Raw genomic sequence first — 15627 nt, 5'->3', positions numbered from 1 at the left:
ATCTTGCTGTGACATAGCCTTTTGTTCCTTTATTTCTCTATTTTTGACGACTTAAAGTTATAAAGGAGCGGCTATGTCATTTCAACTCATCATAAAAGTCGAGCATCGCGTAAAATTAGTCCCTTCAACGTATAAATTTATTATGGATGGTGGCATGTTCCGCAACACCATCCATTTGAATTTACTACGCAAATTGGGCAAGAAATCACACTTGAGTGATTTTTTGACGGCCAGCCAGCGAATGGGATAGCGTTGTACCATCCACCATTTCAAGCTCACCGCCAACAGGGACACCGTGAGCGATTCGGCTGGCTGTCACACCATATTGCGAACACATTTCTGCAATATAGTTTGCTGTCGCCTCTCCTTCGACAGTTGGATTCGTTGCCAAAATAATTTCTGACCATGTTTCAGAAGATAGTCGTTCTTCTAAACGATCCAAACCAATATCCATTGGCCCAATGCCATCCAGAGGCGATAAGTGCCCCATCAGGACAAAGTAACGCCCCGCAAACTGACCCGTCTGCTCAATGGCATGAATATCAGCCGGGCTTTCTACCACACAAATCTGCCCATTCTGCTGCCGACGGGGATTGGCACAAATAGCGCATTGTTCCTGTTCAGTGAATGTCCGGCAATCCTGACAATGACCAATTTCAGACATCGCTCGTGTCAATGCCTGCGCCAGCCGCATTCCACCGCTGCGTTCCCGCTGTAATAGATGAAATGCCATCCGCTGAGCAGATTTAGGGCCTACACCAGGTAAACAGCGTAGTGCCTCCATCAGCGATTCAAGAAGAGGGCTGGTTTGCATTAGAATGGCATCTTAAAGCCAGGCGGTAATTGCATTCCACTGGAAACACTTGCCATTTTTTCTTTCTGGGTTTCTTCAATACGGCGAGCCGCATCATTGAAAGCAGCGGCAATCAGATCTTCCAGCATATCTTTGTCATCGTCCATCAGGCTTGGATCGATTTCAACACGGCGGCAGTTGTGCGCACCATTAATAGTCACTTTAACCAGACCCGCGCCAGATTCACCCGTCACTTCCAGACTTGCAACTTCTTCCTGCATTTTCTGCATTTTTTCTTGCATCTGCTGGGCCTGTTTCATCAAATTGCCCAAACCACCTTTACCAAACATAATTCTCTCTCTTCGCTATAGCCACAGCATAATAAGGTACACTGCGGCGGTTAAACAGGCCGGATACTTTCTTCATCCAATTCTGCATCGAATAACTGCTGAAGTGTTTGAATCGTTCTATCCGAAATAATAGATTGGCGCGCTTGTGCCAATTTTTCCTCATAAATGGCTTGTCGCCACTCCAAAGGCGTTTTTACCGCAGGATTATCATCTTCAACGATACTGAGTTCAATAGGTTTTCCATGCAACTCACTTAACGCTTCGCTCAACGATTTCTGTGCTGACGCCGAATTAAGATGGCGCTGTTTTGAACGTAAATGCAGACAGAGTCGATTTTCACCAATCTGTTCCTTAAACGCATTCAGCGCTACCTGCTGAACCAACTTAGGAATATGCAGTTTATCAATTTCCGCGGCCCATGAATCTATCTCTTTCGATTCAATAGCCAACTTCTCTGCTAATTCTGCGGTCTTCTCATGCTCTAGCGCTGCTTTTATCGCTTTTGGTGTCGTGACTGACTGCTGTTTTTCTTCAACATTAGTTGCCCGCCAACGATATGCCTCTTTCCTTACCGGTTTAGTCTCTTGCACTTTAGGGATATAAGATTGAGGCCGTTGTTCAGCAACGGCCACCAAGCGTTCCAGCGCCGAACTTGCCGGCTTTGCCCTTGCAGACTCTGCCGGCTCAGGCTTTTTTGGTGGGATATTTCCCTGACGAGTCAGCGAATCCCTTGCTTGCAATAATTTTGCTGTTGGGCTGTTCGTTGTGGATGTCGTGCCTGTTGATTGAGGCGCTCTCTGTTCGTCTCGTCCATTTTCCTCATTTTTTGGGGAAAACGGGGTTACAGGCGGTGCTGCTGGTGTAACACCTGCTGGCAATACAGGGATTTCCACAGTAGATAACGGTGTTTCATCAATGACAGTTTTAGGATGGAATGCCAAAGCCCGCAATAGTGCCATTTCGACACCCATCCGACGCTCTGGTGCATAAGGGAGTTCTTTGCGACCCACCAATAGTGTCTGATAATACAGCTGTAAATCGGTCGGAGAAATTGACCTTGCCAGCAGACGCAAGCGCCCTTCCGTTGAAGAAGGTTCACTTTCAGGTTGCTGCGGCAATAACTGGAGCATGGCAATGTGGTGTAATTGTGCCAACATTTCGATCAGCAAATTTTCCCAATCCACACCTCGAGATGCCACTTGTTCAACCAAAGCCATCACGTGTTGCCCATCAGCACGAATGAGCGATTCAATTATCGCCAACGGTTGATCATCATTCAGTGTTCCCAGCATCTGGCTGACGATATCTGATGTCAGTTTTCCACCACCAAGCGCAATGGCCTGATCTGTTAAACTCAAGGCATCACGCAGACTGCCATCTGCCGCTCGCGCAAGAAGCTGACGGGCACGGGTATCGCTCTCTATCTGCTCTTCATGCAGGACGTGTTCTAACTGGCGACTAATCTGGTTCACATCAAGCGCTTTCAGATGGAATTGCAAGCAGCGTGAAAGAATAGTCACTGGCAATTTCTGTGGATCTGTCGTTGCCAAAAGGAATTTCACATGTTCAGGCGGCTCTTCCAACGTCTTCAGCAGAGCGTTGAAGCTATGTCGGGAAAGCATGTGAACTTCGTCAATAAGATAAACCTTGAAACGACCTCGGGCAGGGGCATACTGAACATTGTCCAGCAACTCGCGGGTATCTTCTACTTTTGTTCGGGAAGCGGCATCGATTTCAATCAGATCGACAAATCGCCCCTGTTCAATTTCAAGACAGTTGGCACACTGACCACATGGAGTTTTTGTAATACCCGTTTCGCAATTCAGTCCTTTTGCCAGCAGACGTGCGATCGTGGTTTTACCTACACCTCGAGTGCCGGAAAAAAGATAAGCGTGATGGAGGCGATGGTGCTCAAGACCATTCGCCAGTGCAGTCAGCACATGTTGCTGACCAACAACATCAGAAAATATTTGTGGGCGCCACTTACGGGCAAGTACCTGATAGCTCATGAATACCGGAGAAATTGAACATGACTGTCTATCATGCTAGCACAGCCTCACCATGAACGGCGAGGCTGATGTACTAATAATGCAAAAATCGGAACAATCAGTGGCCAGAGAATTCAATGATAGCGTAGCTATTAATGCCCTGCTTTTTCAAACGCTCAACGCCACCTAAGTCTGGTAACCCAATGATAAAAGCAGCTTCAGACACTTCACCACCCAAACGGCGGATCAGGCTTACAGTTGCTTCAATGGTGCCACCCGTTGCAAGAAGATCATCAACAACAAGAACTTTGTCTTCTTCATTGATGCTGCTTTTATGAATTTCCAATGTATCAGTGCCATATTCCAGATCGTAAGTTTCACTTAACGTCTCACGCGGTAGTTTGCCTTTTTTGCGGACAGGAACAAAACCCACACCCAAACGCAGTGCGACAGGAGCACCAAATAAGAAACCACGAGCTTCAGTACCAACAATTTTCGTGATGCCTTTTCCCTGATAACGCTCCACCAACAGATCTATCGTAGCTTGGTAGGCAGCAGGATTATCCAGCAATGTGGTAATGTCACGAAAAAGTATGCCTGCTTTTGGATAATCAGGGATCGTTTCAATACTATCTTTAATAAATTGGAGTTGTTGTGCGTTAGCGGTCATAATCGATGCCAGCCAGTTATAAAAAACGAAAACGGTAAAATCTATTCAAACTACTGGGAAAAAGCAACTGCAAAGCAAATAACAGCCTATATTTTGTTGATTTAGGTCAAGCTTTGCATTTATCACATTAGATGTTATTACTACCCAAAACAATAGGCCGATGTTACGTCGACTTTTACTAATAGATTATTAACAATAACGGGGTGCTGATGGGCATACAAAATTTATTAAGTGCACTTGAAAAACAAATCAGTATGCTGGAAAAAGATCTCACCTTACTGTCTGATACACCTTTTTCTATTCCTCGTTTTGATCAAACGCTATTCCATCATCACAGCAATAAACTTGGTGGCTATATGCTAGAAATCAAACAGAATATGGCGCAATTAAAAACCTGTGTAAACGATGGCCGTATTGAGCAAGTTAAATTTCTTTCTGAACGTTTAGTGACACAAATAGAAGCATTAAAACGCGAAATATCAACCCAAGCACTACGAAAACAAGAAGATAAGTTTGAACGCAGATCACAAGAAAAAGATCTTTATCAACGCCTGGCTGAACATCAAGATTATGAGCGCCGTTTAATCGCGATGATTGATGACCGAGAATTACAGTTAAATAAGCAAAATACGCTTACTGATAAGTATAAGCTACAAAAAGAAATCGCCGCTCTGGCGGGAAGATTAGCCCGTTGTCGCCAAGCCTTGATGCGCATCGAAAAATCGATCGAAAAACAGGAAAATTTAGATTAGCCACAAAGGGAATATCCATTTATGACTCTCGAACAATCATCACCTGAAGTACAGCTCGCGGTCGATCTCATTTATTTGCTTGAATGCAACGGAATTCCTCCAGATATCGCTCTCGCAGCCTTGGAGATCGTCAAACGTGATTTTCAGGGAAAACTGGAACAACAATCTCTACGACCTGAAGAATAAGCAAGATTTATACTTATTTCATTTTTTATTCCATCAGGCTCCATTTTTAAAAAATGGCTTAACCAGAAAATAAACTAAGGCAGGAATGGTTTGTCGCCGGAAGAAAATTTTCCATCTGAATGACGGTTCCCGATGTTCAGTTGCTTATCGACTTCTTGCAGACTCTCACCCTGCCCATTATGTAAATAAACTTCCAACTGGTTAAACGCAATATTGATATCATTTTCCCGACATAATTTATCGATGCTGCGATTAACTTCATCCACAGTACGGCTGCGATCACCTAATTCTCGCACATAGAGCCTTAATTCATGATCCAGAGTACTGGCACCGAAACTCATGAAGTAAACTTGCGGCCCTGGTTCGTTCATCACGCGTGAATTATCATTCGCCGCTTTTAACAAAACTTCTTTCACTTTATCCAGATCGGAGCCATATGCAACGCCAACCTTAATGATAATTCGCGTAACGGTATCAGAAAGTGTCCAGTTGATAAGACGTTCCGTCACAAATGCCCGATTGGGAATGATCACTTCTTTGCGGTCAAAATCTGTGATCGTCGTCGCACGAATACGGATCTTACTGACTGATCCAGAGTAAGTTCCTATTGTTACCGTATCTCCAATACGGACTGGGCGTTCAAACAAAATGATCAAACCTGAGACAAAGTTGGCAAAGATTTCCTGTAAACCAAAACCTAAACCAACTGAAAGAGCGGCTGCCAACCATTGCAATTTATTCCAGGAAACGCCCAATGTTCCTAATGCAGTTATCCCCCCGACCCCAATGATCAGATAAGTGAGTGTCGTCTTAATGGCATATGAAGAACCTTGCTGTAACTGCAATCGGGATAGTACTAACACTTCCAATAATCCGGGTAAGTTTCTCATCATGACCCATGCAATCACCAGCATGGCTATCGACAATGCTAAATCCTTCAAGGTCACGTATTTCAGTACGTTGCCCAACTCTGTTGTTGTGCTGTATTGCCACAAATTGACCCCATCAAGGTAAGAAAATACGGTCACCAGATCAGACCAAATCCAATAAAATGCACCTAAAAAGATCAAAAACAACACCATACTGGTCAAACGCAATGATTGCTGGTTAATGAGATCCAAGGCCATTGGCGGTTCTTCAATCACTTCCCCTTCAGCGCCTTCTTTTGCCAAAGATTGACGTCGGGCAACTGCACGTCGATAAGCAATGCCGCGGGCGGCAATACCCAATCCCCGTAAACAAGCCTGATAACTGATATGCCAGAGAAACAGCAGATACAGGCTATAGAGCCAACGTTCTGCCAAACGCAAGGTTGTGTAGAAATAGCCTGATACCATCAACACCATCAAAATCAACGGTGCAAACGTTAATATTGTCACCACTATGGTGCGAATCATGTGCGCACTTTTTTCACGCCATACCCGACGGCAGAAAGGAAAGACAAAAAGAAAGACAAAAAACAGACAAATCAATACAGTGCATTGACCAATAACATCATCAGACAGCCGAAGGGGATGCTTGACGCCCAAGGTTATCCAGAACAAAATAGGCAACACCGCAATTGACAAGCGGGCGAGATTTTTGCGGAATAACGCGCAATCAGCTCTGTTCAAAGAAAAATGTTGTTCTCCAATCCCACCTTTAGCCAGAATCTGGTAACTACAACTGAACATAATCCAAAATAGTGCTAATTGACGGGAAAATCCCCAAATCAAATCACCTAAATCATCACCTGATTTCGAATACCAATAACCCACCGCCAGCACAATAAAAGCGAGCGGTAATGTTTTTATCAGTGTCAAGATCAGTGCCAGTGGAGTATGTAACTGGCTATCACGACGGAACTGCCCCACTTCATCAGCAATTTTCTGTAATTGCTCATTAATGCCTTTAGTTTGCCAGCGCAAAAACAAACCAACCAGCAAAAGCGGAATAACAAAATGAATGGAATTCTTCAAGCCTATAATCAGGTCACTCAACGTCAAATGAATATTCAGATTGCTCAGCTCTTCTTGAACCTGCTCAGGCAGGGATTTCAGCCAGGCCAAATTCATCGGCTTATTGCTGTTTACCCAGAAGATTTGCTGGACAAGCGTTTGTTCCAGCGATTTGGTAACATCCGACAATTGCTGCTGATCCGTCTGTAAGTTGATGGCATGAGTAATCTGATTTCCCAACTGATTATTGAGTTGATCCAAAAGCTCACGGCGAACATCCAGAATTTGGTTGATGGCATTATGGACTTCTTCCAGCATCTCAGGGGATTCGTTCTCTATTCTATTGTGGTTATCTTTCAATAAATCAGCGACATAAGAATTGTCTTGATAAAGCTGTTCTCGTTCCTGAGTGATTTCAAATTGTTCCAGGCGTAAATCAGCAATTTTTGTCGGTAAATCCTTCGTCAGTACATCTTGAGGTACTTTCAACTGCTCCTGAAACAAAATACGCGATAGTAACAAGCTGCCACGTAACACCTTGATCTGCTCTTTTAGATTCCTCTCAGACTGAATAACTCTATCCAGATAATTTTTGACGCGAATGTTTTTCTGCACCAATTGATTATTATCACGGGTTGCAGCAACCAGCCGTTCACTGAGTTCACGGTTGTTATCGATTTCCTCTTGAATCAGCGGATTATCCTGAATATGTGAATTTTTTCCGTCTTGCGTTTGTGCTTCTTTGGCTTTTTCTTCAGAAAGGATCAGGCGCTTGCCACTCACCACATCTTGAATGAATTGGACATAACGTTCCAATTGCCCAATTTGAAATGTCGTGTAATCCCGTTGCTGCTGTAAGAGTGACTGTAGCTGCGTATTCGCCTGTAAAGATGCCCTTTGAAGATCATTCTGCTGCATCAAGAAAAATTGTTCTACCAACAACAATTCCGTCTGGGTACGGCTTGATTCCTGTTGTTCAGTCAATGCGTTATTGAGTTGATTACGAATTTGCTGCAATCTTTGCACATTGCGGAATAGTACGTTTTGCGCACGTTCTGGTTGTGTTTGCAGCCCGATTAACTGGCTATTGTAGTTGGCAAGATTTTCTTGTGCCCGCTGCAAACTATACAGAGTGTTGTTCAGTTTCGATTCAAGCTGTTTCAGGGATAATGTTCCCAACACCTGTTTATACTCATTTTCATTTTTCTCAGCGTTATTTCTCAGGTTTTCCAATTCAGTCATAACCTGGCGTGATTTTTGCGGGGCTTCTTGCTGATTTTTTTTCAGTATATTGGATTCCTGCTTCACCCAATCTATCTTATCAAAGAAAGAAAGGGCTTTTTCCAAGTCAGCTATTGATACCTTTTCCTCAACCGTATGCTCTTTACGTTCTGTCAGGAGATTAAGCTGATTTTGAATATCAGTACGGGTTGGAACATCACTACTGAAAGCCGCATTCGCCGGAGAAAAGAACGATGACAGGAGAAAAAGTAACGCCAACATCAAAACAAAGCGAAAAAATAGTCTATCCGGGAGTTTGTTGCACAAGTCCCTCTTATTGAGCAAAACACCCAAGTATCGGTTAACAGAAACCATGAACTCATCTACTCGTCAATTGCAGATAATGGAATGATAGTGCTAACGATCAGAAACATCGGCGGTATTTCTGATTTCGCACTTCCTGAGGCGTTAATTTTAAAATGATAACACTTTCGATGCAGCCAATGTCCACTGAGCCAATTCGCTCAACGTACCAATTTCTACACCATCAACCAATACCAGTTCACTAATTCCTCTGGCATCCGTACAGGTTTTGCACAATTTAACTTCGACATTCTGTGCTGTCAAAATTTCCAGCATCTGTTTTAGATTATAGCCCTCTTTAGGGGCCTGCCCGGCCAAACCAGCAACAACAGCATCAGACATCAGGAACAATTTCAGTTCGTTGTGGGGTTCATGCTCTTTAAGAGCAATGGACAGTCTCAACGCATTAAAAAGAGACTCATTACCATATGCCGCCCCATTGGCGATAATCAGAATGGATTCCATTAACATTTATTTTTGTTATTCCTGTATTCAGTGTGTATTTTTCTCACTGCATCGCAGGTGGTGACTATGTTTAAGTGTATCAATGAGGCTATCCACCAAATGTGCAGATTGTTCTTGAATATTAAAACTGTCCGGTGAGAATAACCAATTTTCCAGTAACCCCGCCATAAATGCCCTCAACATGATAGCAGAACGCCTGAGGTCAAGATCATAGGGCAACTCTCCTGATTGAATGCAATCCGACAATACTTTTTCAATCTTCTGGTAATCAGAAATACATGTCTCCCTAAGCTCTTCAGCTAATAAAGACATTTCTCCAACGAACTCACATTTGTGGAAGAAAATTTCCATTAACTGGCGGATTTGGAAATCATCAATCATCATTCTTAACATAGAAATCAATAAAGATCTCAATGCAAGGAGTGGATTATTAGGGTATTTTGTTTGATACTCTTTCTCTAACTCGTTTATTTTATGCGCTGGCATTTTGCAAACAATAGAAAGTAGATCCGTTTTATTTTTAAAGTGCCAGTAAATTGCTCCGCGCGTTACGCCTGCTGCAATTGCGATATCAGATAATGAGGTACCGGAAACACCACGCTCAGAAAAAATCTTTATCGCGGCTTCAATGATTTGCTGACGAGTTTGTTGTGCTTGTTGTTTAGTTTTTCGTGCCATTTTCGCGCCATAAACTTTGTTTTTGACTTAAGCTGATTTACATACATTCATGTATGTTTGTACTATAGCACCCTTAATCAATAAAGTAATGATTTCACCATTAGATTAGAGAATCGACATTGAAAAATTGAGGTTTACTTATGCGAAAAAACAGGGGAGTTTTGCCTCTGGCCATATTACTGGTACTTTCAGGCAGTTTCATTCTTTCAGGATGTAATGACAATCAAAATACACAGCAAGGGACTACTGGCCAGCATGTTCCTGAAGTGGGTATCGTAACGCTGAAAGCAGAACCTCTTACAGTCATCGCGGAGTTGCCAGGCCGTACAACAGCCTACCGTGTTGCAGAAGTTCGGCCTCAAGTCAGCGGCATTATTCTGAAACGTAACTATAAAGAAGGAAGTGATATTACCGCTGGAGAGTCGTTATACCAAATAGATCCAGCAACCTATCAGGCAGAATACAATAAAGCCAAAGCGAGTCTGGCCAGAGCACAAGCCAATGCCAACGTATCTCACTTAACTGTTGAACGTTATAAGTCTTTGTTAGGAACACAATATGTGAGTAAACAGGAGTTTGATAAAGCAACTTCTGAGTACGAACAGGCAAACGCAGATGTTCAGTCCTCTCAAGCGGCGCTGGAAAGTGCCAGAATCAATTTGGCATATACCAGAGTCACTTCCCCTATCTCTGGTCGCGCGGGTAAATCCACCGTCACAGAAGGGGCATTGGTTTCAGCAGGGCAGCCAACCGCTTTGACAACCGTTCAGCAATTGGATCCTATCTACGTTGATATCACCCAATCAAGTGATGACTATCTACGGCTTAAAAATGAAGTTGCAAGAGGAACTGTTCAGCAAAAGAGTAAGAAAAACAAAATCCGTCTAATTACTGACGCAGGCCGAGAGTACAGCCAAGAAGGCTACCTTGAGTTTTCAGATGTTACGGTTGATGAATCAACAGGCTCTATTACTATGCGTGCTGTTTTCCCAAACCCAAATGAAGAATTACTCCCGGGTATGTTCGTCCGTACCAAGTTAGAAGAAGGTGTGCGCCAAAATGCGATTTTGGTTCCTCAGCAAGCAATTACCAGAACACCTCGCGGCCAGGCAACCACATTGGTTGTTGATAAAGATAACAAAGTAGAATTGCGCAATATCAATGCTGCTCAGGCACTCGGTAACAAGTGGCTGGTAAAAGAAGGTTTGAAAGCTGGGGATAGAGTAATCGTTACAGGGTTACAAAAAATAATGCCAGGAATAACGGTTAAGCCAACAGAAACTGATCTGAACGCCAAACCTACAGCTGATCAAGCTGAGCCTGCAAAAAAGCCTCAATAAGGAGTAGGTGATTCATGCCTAAGTTTTTTATCGAGCGGCCAATCTTTGCATGGGTAATTGCGATTATCACCATGCTATCTGGCCTGCTGGCAATCATGAAATTACCTGTGGAGCAATATCCCGCAATTGCGCCACCTGCGATTTCTATTTCAACGGCTTACCCCGGAGCTGACGCGACAACATTGCAGAATACTGTAACACAGGTTATTGAACAGAACATGAATGGTATCGATAACCTGGTGTATATGTCTTCCAGCAGCGATTCAGCCGGTCAGATGAATATCACGCTGACCTTTGAAGCGAACACGGATCCAGATGTCGCGCAAGTACAAGTTCAGAATAAATTGCAATTGGCAATGCCCTTGTTACCTCAAGAAGTTCAGCAACAAGGGATCAGTGTTGATAAAACCACCAGTTCGTTTTTGATGGTGGCAGGTTTCCTTTCTGAAGATGGTTCCATGACTCAAGATGATATTGCAGACTATGTTGGTGCCAATGTCAAAGACTCCTTGAGCCGTGTTACTGGTGTAGGGGAAACAGCACTGTTTGGTACACAGTATGCCATGCGTATCTGGCTCAACCCTGACAAATTGCTCAACTATAAAATGACCATCAGTGATGTCATTAGTGCGATTAAAGCTCAGAATAATCAGGTTGCAGCCGGGCAATTAGGCGGAACCCCTGCCATTCCGGGTCAGCGCTTAAATGCCTCAATCATCGCACAAACTCGTCTGAATTCGGCGGAAGAGTTCAGCAATATTTTGCTGCGTGTGAATCCCGATGGTTCGCACATTAACTTAAGTGATGTCGCCACCGTTGAGTTAGGCGCTGAAAGTTACAGTATGATTGGTCGGTTCAATGGCAAACCTTCAGCGGGGATCGGTATTAAACTCGCGACAGGCGCTAACGCATTAGATACCTCAAAAGCAGTCAAGAAAGCACTGGCTGAGATGTCGCCTTTCTTCCCACATGGGTTGACGGTTGTATATCCCTATGACACAACTCCATTCGTTAAAATTTCTATTTTCGAAGTGGTAAAAACATTGGCAGAAGCCATTTTGCTAGTGTTTGTCGTCATGTATCTGTTCCTGCAAAACTTCCGCGCAACCTTGATTCCAACCATCGCGGTTCCGGTTGTATTGCTTGGCACATTTGCCATTCTTGCTGCATTTGGCTATTCCATCAATACATTGACCATGTTTGCCATGGTGCTTGCTATCGGCTTGCTCGTGGATGATGCCATTGTTGTGGTGGAAAACGTCGAACGTGTGATGCAGGAAGAAGGTCTGTCACCGAAAGAAGCCACCAAAAAATCGATGGGGCAAATTCAAGGGGCACTTGTCGGTATTGCACTGGTACTGTCCGCGGTATTTGTACCAATGGCATTCTTCGGAGGAGCGACAGGGGCAATTTACCGTCAGTTCTCAATCACCATTGTTTCAGCAATGGTGCTGTCTGTGCTGGTAGCCTTAATTCTGACTCCTGCACTATGTGCCACCATGCTCAAACCTGTTGCTAAAGGCAGCCATGGCTCTCAGAAAGGTTTCTTTGGCTGGTTTAACCGCATGTTTGAAAAGTGCACCCATCATTATACCGATAGTGTTGGGCGGATGTTGCGTGCTACCGGGCGTTATCTGGTGATCTATGTCGTATTAATAGGCGGTATGGCCTGGATGTTTGACCGCATGCCATCCTCCTTCCTGCCAGAAGAAGATCAAGGCGTCTTATTGGCAATGGTTCAATTACCACCAGGCTCCACTCAGGAACAGACGCAGAAAGTATTGGATCAAATCAATGACTATTTCTATACCGAAGAAAAAGATGTTGTTAAATCTGCGTTTACAGTTAACGGCTTTGGTTTCGGTGGTCAGGGGCAAAATACCGGTCTGGCATTTGTCAGCTTAAAAGATTGGGAATTGCGTAAAGACGAAAAAGATAAGGTTCCAGCCATTGTAGCGCGAGCAAACGAGAATTTTGCTCAAATCAAGGAAGCTATTGTCTTTGCATTTAATATTCCTTCAATTGTAGAGCTGGGCTCTGCCAGTGGTTTTGACTTCCAATTGATTGACAAAGGAAACCTGGGGCATGAGGCACTGACAGCAGCACGTAATCAATTACTTGGTATGGTCGCACAACATCCAGATATGCTCACGAGCGTTCGTCCTAATGGACAGAATGACTCGCAGCAATACCGGATCCATATCGATAAGGAAAAAGCGGAAGCATTGGCTGTATCTACCACCAATATCAACACAACATTAAGTACGATGTTTGGTGGTACTTATATCAATGACTTTATTGATCGAGGTCGTGTGAAAAAAGTCTATATCCAGGCTGATGCACACTACCGCATGTTACCGAGTGATATCAGCAACTTATATGTCCGTAACTATCTTAGCCAAATGGTGCCGTTTTCTGCATTCATAGACACATCGAAAGAACCTTGGGTTTATGGTTCTCCACGTCTGGAACGCTATAACGGCCTCCCTTCCATGGAAATCGTGGGTGAAGCAGCTTCAGGTAAAAGTACCGGTGACGCAATGGTTCTGATGGAGCAACTGGCATCACAATTACCACCCGGCATTGGCTATGACTGGACTGGAATGTCTTATCAGGAACGCTTGTCTGGTAATCAGGCCCCGGCTCTATATGCGCTGTCATTGATTGTTGTCTTCCTTTGTCTGGCAGCTCTTTATGAAAGCTGGTCTGTGCCATTTTCAGTAATGCTGGTCGTTCCTCTCGGGATTATTGGTGCATTGTTAGCAACATCGATGCGTGGCCTGGGCAATGACGTTTACTTTAAGGTTGGCTTGTTGACGACTATCGGATTATCCGCGAAGAACGCCATCCTTATTGTAGAATTCGCTAAGGATCTGATAGAGAAGGAAGGAAAGGGATTAATAGAAGCAACTTTAGATGCTGTCAGAATGCGCCTGCGCCCAATCCTAATGACCTCTCTGGCCTTTATGCTTGGGGTTATGCCTCTGGTACTGAGCAATGGCGCAGGGTCAGGAGCACAAAATGCCGTAGGAACCGGGGTACTGGGTGGCATGATTGCAGCTACATCACTGGCAATCTATTTCGTTCCAGTATTTTTCGTTGTCATTAAGCGTCGATTTACAAAGAAAAGTGAGGAGATTGAACAGATCTCAACCCATCACTAAATTCAACTCAACTATGTTAAAAAGGCCACTTGTGTGGCCTTTTTAAATGAAACGGAATCAGTTCACACAACAAACCATCAACCTTACAATATTTACGTTAAAACACACCCATAATCTAATCAAAATAAACACTTATGAAATCCGAGTTATGTTTAAAATCGGCATCTTTTTGTTTTTTATAATAAATAGAAGATAAATTGGTAACCTTGCTTGTTTTTCTTCTGATAACACCTTTAACGGTAAAAAGTGTTCCATCTCGATGGTGACATATGTAATAATAGCGCTATATTGATTTTGAAAGTCGCAACACAATCGCCTATAATGACTTCTGTGCTATTGCTACAGCATCTACTGTATTAGTTTATTTCAATATATTTAACAGCATATGCAGATATGACTATCCTTTATAGTAGACTGTTAAGCTATCGCCAAAAATCAGGCTTTGCTAGAACTAAGCATTTTTGTCATAATTAAGCGTAAATTAGTCTTCTTTAAAAACCCTAGTTGGTCAGATACGTAATATAGGGCTTTAATATTAATAAATAATAATCATGTTTTGATAGGCTTCATTCTAAAAGAATGACTATAATAAATAGCATGTATAATCCTTAGTTCAAATAAGCTGCGCCTTGTTTACGGAGGTGATTATGGATGAATATTCACCAAGAAGACACGATATTGCTGAATTAAAATATTTATGTGAAAATTTAATTCACAAGGCACTTTCAGTCCTGAATCGCACTGACAATCATTGGATTCATGATCTAAGTTCCGAAAAAAGCTTAAAATTAAACGAATTGATCGAACACATTGCAGCTTTCGTCTGGAGTTTTAAAATTAAATACGCAGATAACTACGATCTTAGTACCTTAATTGATGAGTATCTGGATGAAACATATAATTTATTTGGAAGTGATAAGATAAGCTTTCTTGAACTTACAAAATGGCAAAGAACAAACGAACACTTAACTAACATTCTGTTACATGATTTGAATGCTTCTTTAAGCAAAACCTAATAAATATATTTCTAACTATTTTTTATACCAAATAAGATAAGGCGACTATGACTAAAACTGACTATCTGATGCGTTTGAGAAAATGCACTTCTATTGAAACACTGGAACGCGTAATTGAAAAAAATAAATATGAGCTTTCGGATGATGAACTTGAACTGTTCTACTCCGCTGCTGACCACCGTTTAGCCGAACTTACCATGAATAAACTCTATGATAAGATCCCATCGTCTGTTTGGAAATTTGTCCGCTAAACTGAAGTGATCAGATAGGAAGTGACCAAAGCCGGTAGCGATTATCGGCTGACGGCATAAAGTCAATGATGAGCTTAAAACTGGTGAGGGCCCTGCCAGCGACATCCCGGCACACACATCCCCTGCTATGGCTGCTTCTTTCCAGACCTGACCAAGTTAACAAGTTAGCGTTGCGGGAGAACCAACAGAGCCCTCATTGATATTCGCTTCCAACTGCGAAGCGGTCGACATTATCTTTCATACATCATGAAATAGCAAGGAAACTTTATTTGAATGCTTATTTATTGCACTCTCAGGTGTAAAAATAACCAAATAGACACAAATGTGGCACATTTCCTATATACAGATAGAAGAATAAGCAAATACATTAAGCAAGCCCAATAAATCACTTCTGTATCATACAAAAAGCCAATAATTTAAAATATCAAATTAACTAAAATACCCCCTTTCTTT

At 42.8% G+C, this 15627-nt stretch carries 13 protein-coding genes and 1 other RNA gene; 6 read left to right on the top strand and 8 right to left on the bottom strand.

Translation table 11 applies throughout. The annotated features are described in order from the left end of the window. Positions 1-205: 205 nt before the first annotated feature. The 4 genes from recR to apt all read right to left on the bottom strand — a co-directional run bounded on the left by recR (position 206) and on the right by apt (position 3801). Positions 206-814: a recombination mediator RecR gene (recR, locus tag AAC854_RS05965; protein WP_340616306.1), complete on the bottom strand. Its 609-nt coding sequence runs from the start codon at positions 812-814 to the stop codon at positions 206-208. Next, positions 814-1143 carry a YbaB/EbfC family nucleoid-associated protein gene (locus AAC854_RS05960; protein WP_047963933.1) on the bottom strand — a complete coding sequence of 110 codons (330 nt, stop codon included), beginning with the start codon at positions 1141-1143 and terminating at the stop codon, positions 814-816. Before AAC854_RS05960 ends, recR begins: the two co-directional genes overlap by 1 nt. Before the next feature lie 50 nt (positions 1144-1193). Further along, positions 1194-3152 carry a DNA polymerase III subunit gamma/tau gene (gene dnaX / locus AAC854_RS05955; RefSeq protein ID WP_340616305.1) on the bottom strand — a complete coding sequence of 653 codons (1959 nt, stop codon included), beginning with the start codon at positions 3150-3152 and terminating at the stop codon, positions 1194-1196. A gap of 97 nt (positions 3153-3249) precedes the next feature. Further along, complete coding sequence (apt, locus tag AAC854_RS05950) at positions 3250-3801, bottom strand: adenine phosphoribosyltransferase (RefSeq protein ID WP_340616304.1); 552 nt, start codon at positions 3799-3801, stop codon at positions 3250-3252. Between the two features lie 209 nt (positions 3802-4010). Between apt and priC the strand changes: the two genes are divergently transcribed. Further along, positions 4011-4553 carry a primosomal replication protein PriC gene (gene priC / locus AAC854_RS05945; RefSeq protein WP_340616303.1) on the top strand — a complete coding sequence of 181 codons (543 nt, stop codon included), beginning with the start codon at positions 4011-4013 and terminating at the stop codon, positions 4551-4553. 21 nt (positions 4554-4574) lie between these two features. Then, positions 4575-4739 (top strand): pleiotropic regulatory protein RsmS, encoded by a 165-nt coding sequence (gene rsmS / locus AAC854_RS05940; RefSeq protein ID WP_340616302.1) that lies wholly within the window; start codon positions 4575-4577, stop codon positions 4737-4739. Between the two features lie 74 nt (positions 4740-4813). On the opposite strand, the gene mscK is transcribed toward rsmS, so the two are convergent. The 3 genes from mscK to acrR form a co-directional block, all read right to left on the bottom strand. After that, positions 4814-8179, bottom strand: coding sequence for a mechanosensitive channel MscK (mscK, locus tag AAC854_RS05935; RefSeq protein ID WP_340616310.1), 3366 nt, complete (start codon positions 8177-8179; stop codon positions 4814-4816). 192 nt (positions 8180-8371) lie between these two features. Beyond that, positions 8372-8725: a DsrE/DsrF/TusD sulfur relay family protein gene (locus AAC854_RS05930; protein WP_340616309.1), complete on the bottom strand. Its 354-nt coding sequence runs from the start codon at positions 8723-8725 to the stop codon at positions 8372-8374. 27 nt (positions 8726-8752) lie between these two features. Further along, entirely contained in the window at positions 8753-9403 is a 651-nt protein-coding gene (gene acrR, locus AAC854_RS05925) for a multidrug efflux transporter transcriptional repressor AcrR (RefSeq protein WP_340616301.1), read from the bottom strand. A gap of 140 nt (positions 9404-9543) precedes the next feature. Here acrR and AAC854_RS05920 point away from each other — a divergent pair, with 140 nt between their 5' ends. The 4 genes from AAC854_RS05920 to AAC854_RS05905 all read left to right on the top strand — a co-directional run bounded on the left by AAC854_RS05920 (position 9544) and on the right by AAC854_RS05905 (position 15174). Next, positions 9544-10743, top strand: coding sequence for an efflux RND transporter periplasmic adaptor subunit (locus AAC854_RS05920; protein WP_340616300.1), 1200 nt, complete (start codon positions 9544-9546; stop codon positions 10741-10743). Positions 10744-10757: 14 nt separating this feature from the next. After that, positions 10758-13907, top strand: a complete 3150-nt coding sequence (locus AAC854_RS05915; protein ID WP_340616299.1) for an efflux RND transporter permease subunit — start codon at positions 10758-10760, stop codon at positions 13905-13907. 647 nt (positions 13908-14554) lie between these two features. Beyond that, positions 14555-14923 carry an Hha toxicity modulator TomB gene (gene tomB, locus AAC854_RS05910; protein ID WP_340616298.1) on the top strand — a complete coding sequence of 123 codons (369 nt, stop codon included), beginning with the start codon at positions 14555-14557 and terminating at the stop codon, positions 14921-14923. 47 nt (positions 14924-14970) lie between these two features. Next, on the top strand, positions 14971-15174 hold the full coding sequence (locus AAC854_RS05905) for an HHA domain-containing protein (protein WP_010845060.1): 204 nt from the start codon (positions 14971-14973) through the stop codon (positions 15172-15174). 90 nt (positions 15175-15264) lie between these two features. Here AAC854_RS05905 and ffs read toward each other — a convergent pair. Beyond that, an RNA gene (gene ffs / locus AAC854_RS05900) (signal recognition particle sRNA small type) lies at positions 15265-15361 on the bottom strand. Between the last annotated feature and the right edge of the window lie 266 nt (positions 15362-15627).

It is taken from the genome of Xenorhabdus entomophaga (genome assembly GCF_037996725.1).
GTDB classification, from domain to species: Bacteria; Pseudomonadota; Gammaproteobacteria; order Enterobacterales; family Enterobacteriaceae; genus Xenorhabdus; species Xenorhabdus khoisanae.
This window is presented reverse-complemented; position numbering and strand designations above follow the sequence as displayed.

Bases quoted from the DNA above. Each gene is read 5' to 3' on its own strand.
- recR (WP_340616306.1), bottom strand. From the start codon at position 814: ATGCAAACCAGCCCTCTTCTTGAATCGCTGATGGAGGCACTACGCTGT.
- AAC854_RS05960 (WP_047963933.1), bottom strand. From the start codon at position 1,143: ATGTTTGGTAAAGGTGGTTTGGGCAATTTGATGAAACAGGCCCAGCAG.
- dnaX (WP_340616305.1), bottom strand. From the start codon at position 3,152: ATGAGCTATCAGGTACTTGCCCGTAAGTGGCGCCCACAAATATTTTCT.
- apt (WP_340616304.1), bottom strand. From the start codon at position 3,801: ATGACCGCTAACGCACAACAACTCCAATTTATTAAAGATAGTATTGAA.
- priC (WP_340616303.1), top strand. From the start codon at position 4,011: ATGGGCATACAAAATTTATTAAGTGCACTTGAAAAACAAATCAGTATG.
- rsmS (WP_340616302.1), top strand. From the start codon at position 4,575: ATGACTCTCGAACAATCATCACCTGAAGTACAGCTCGCGGTCGATCTC.
- mscK (WP_340616310.1), bottom strand. From the start codon at position 8,179: ATGTTGGCGTTACTTTTTCTCCTGTCATCGTTCTTTTCTCCGGCGAAT.
- AAC854_RS05930 (WP_340616309.1), bottom strand. From the start codon at position 8,725: ATGGAATCCATTCTGATTATCGCCAATGGGGCGGCATATGGTAATGAG.
- acrR (WP_340616301.1), bottom strand. From the start codon at position 9,403: ATGGCACGAAAAACTAAACAACAAGCACAACAAACTCGTCAGCAAATC.
- AAC854_RS05920 (WP_340616300.1), top strand. From the start codon at position 9,544: ATGCGAAAAAACAGGGGAGTTTTGCCTCTGGCCATATTACTGGTACTT.
- AAC854_RS05915 (WP_340616299.1), top strand. From the start codon at position 10,758: ATGCCTAAGTTTTTTATCGAGCGGCCAATCTTTGCATGGGTAATTGCG.
- tomB (WP_340616298.1), top strand. From the start codon at position 14,555: ATGGATGAATATTCACCAAGAAGACACGATATTGCTGAATTAAAATAT.
- AAC854_RS05905 (WP_010845060.1), top strand. From the start codon at position 14,971: ATGACTAAAACTGACTATCTGATGCGTTTGAGAAAATGCACTTCTATT.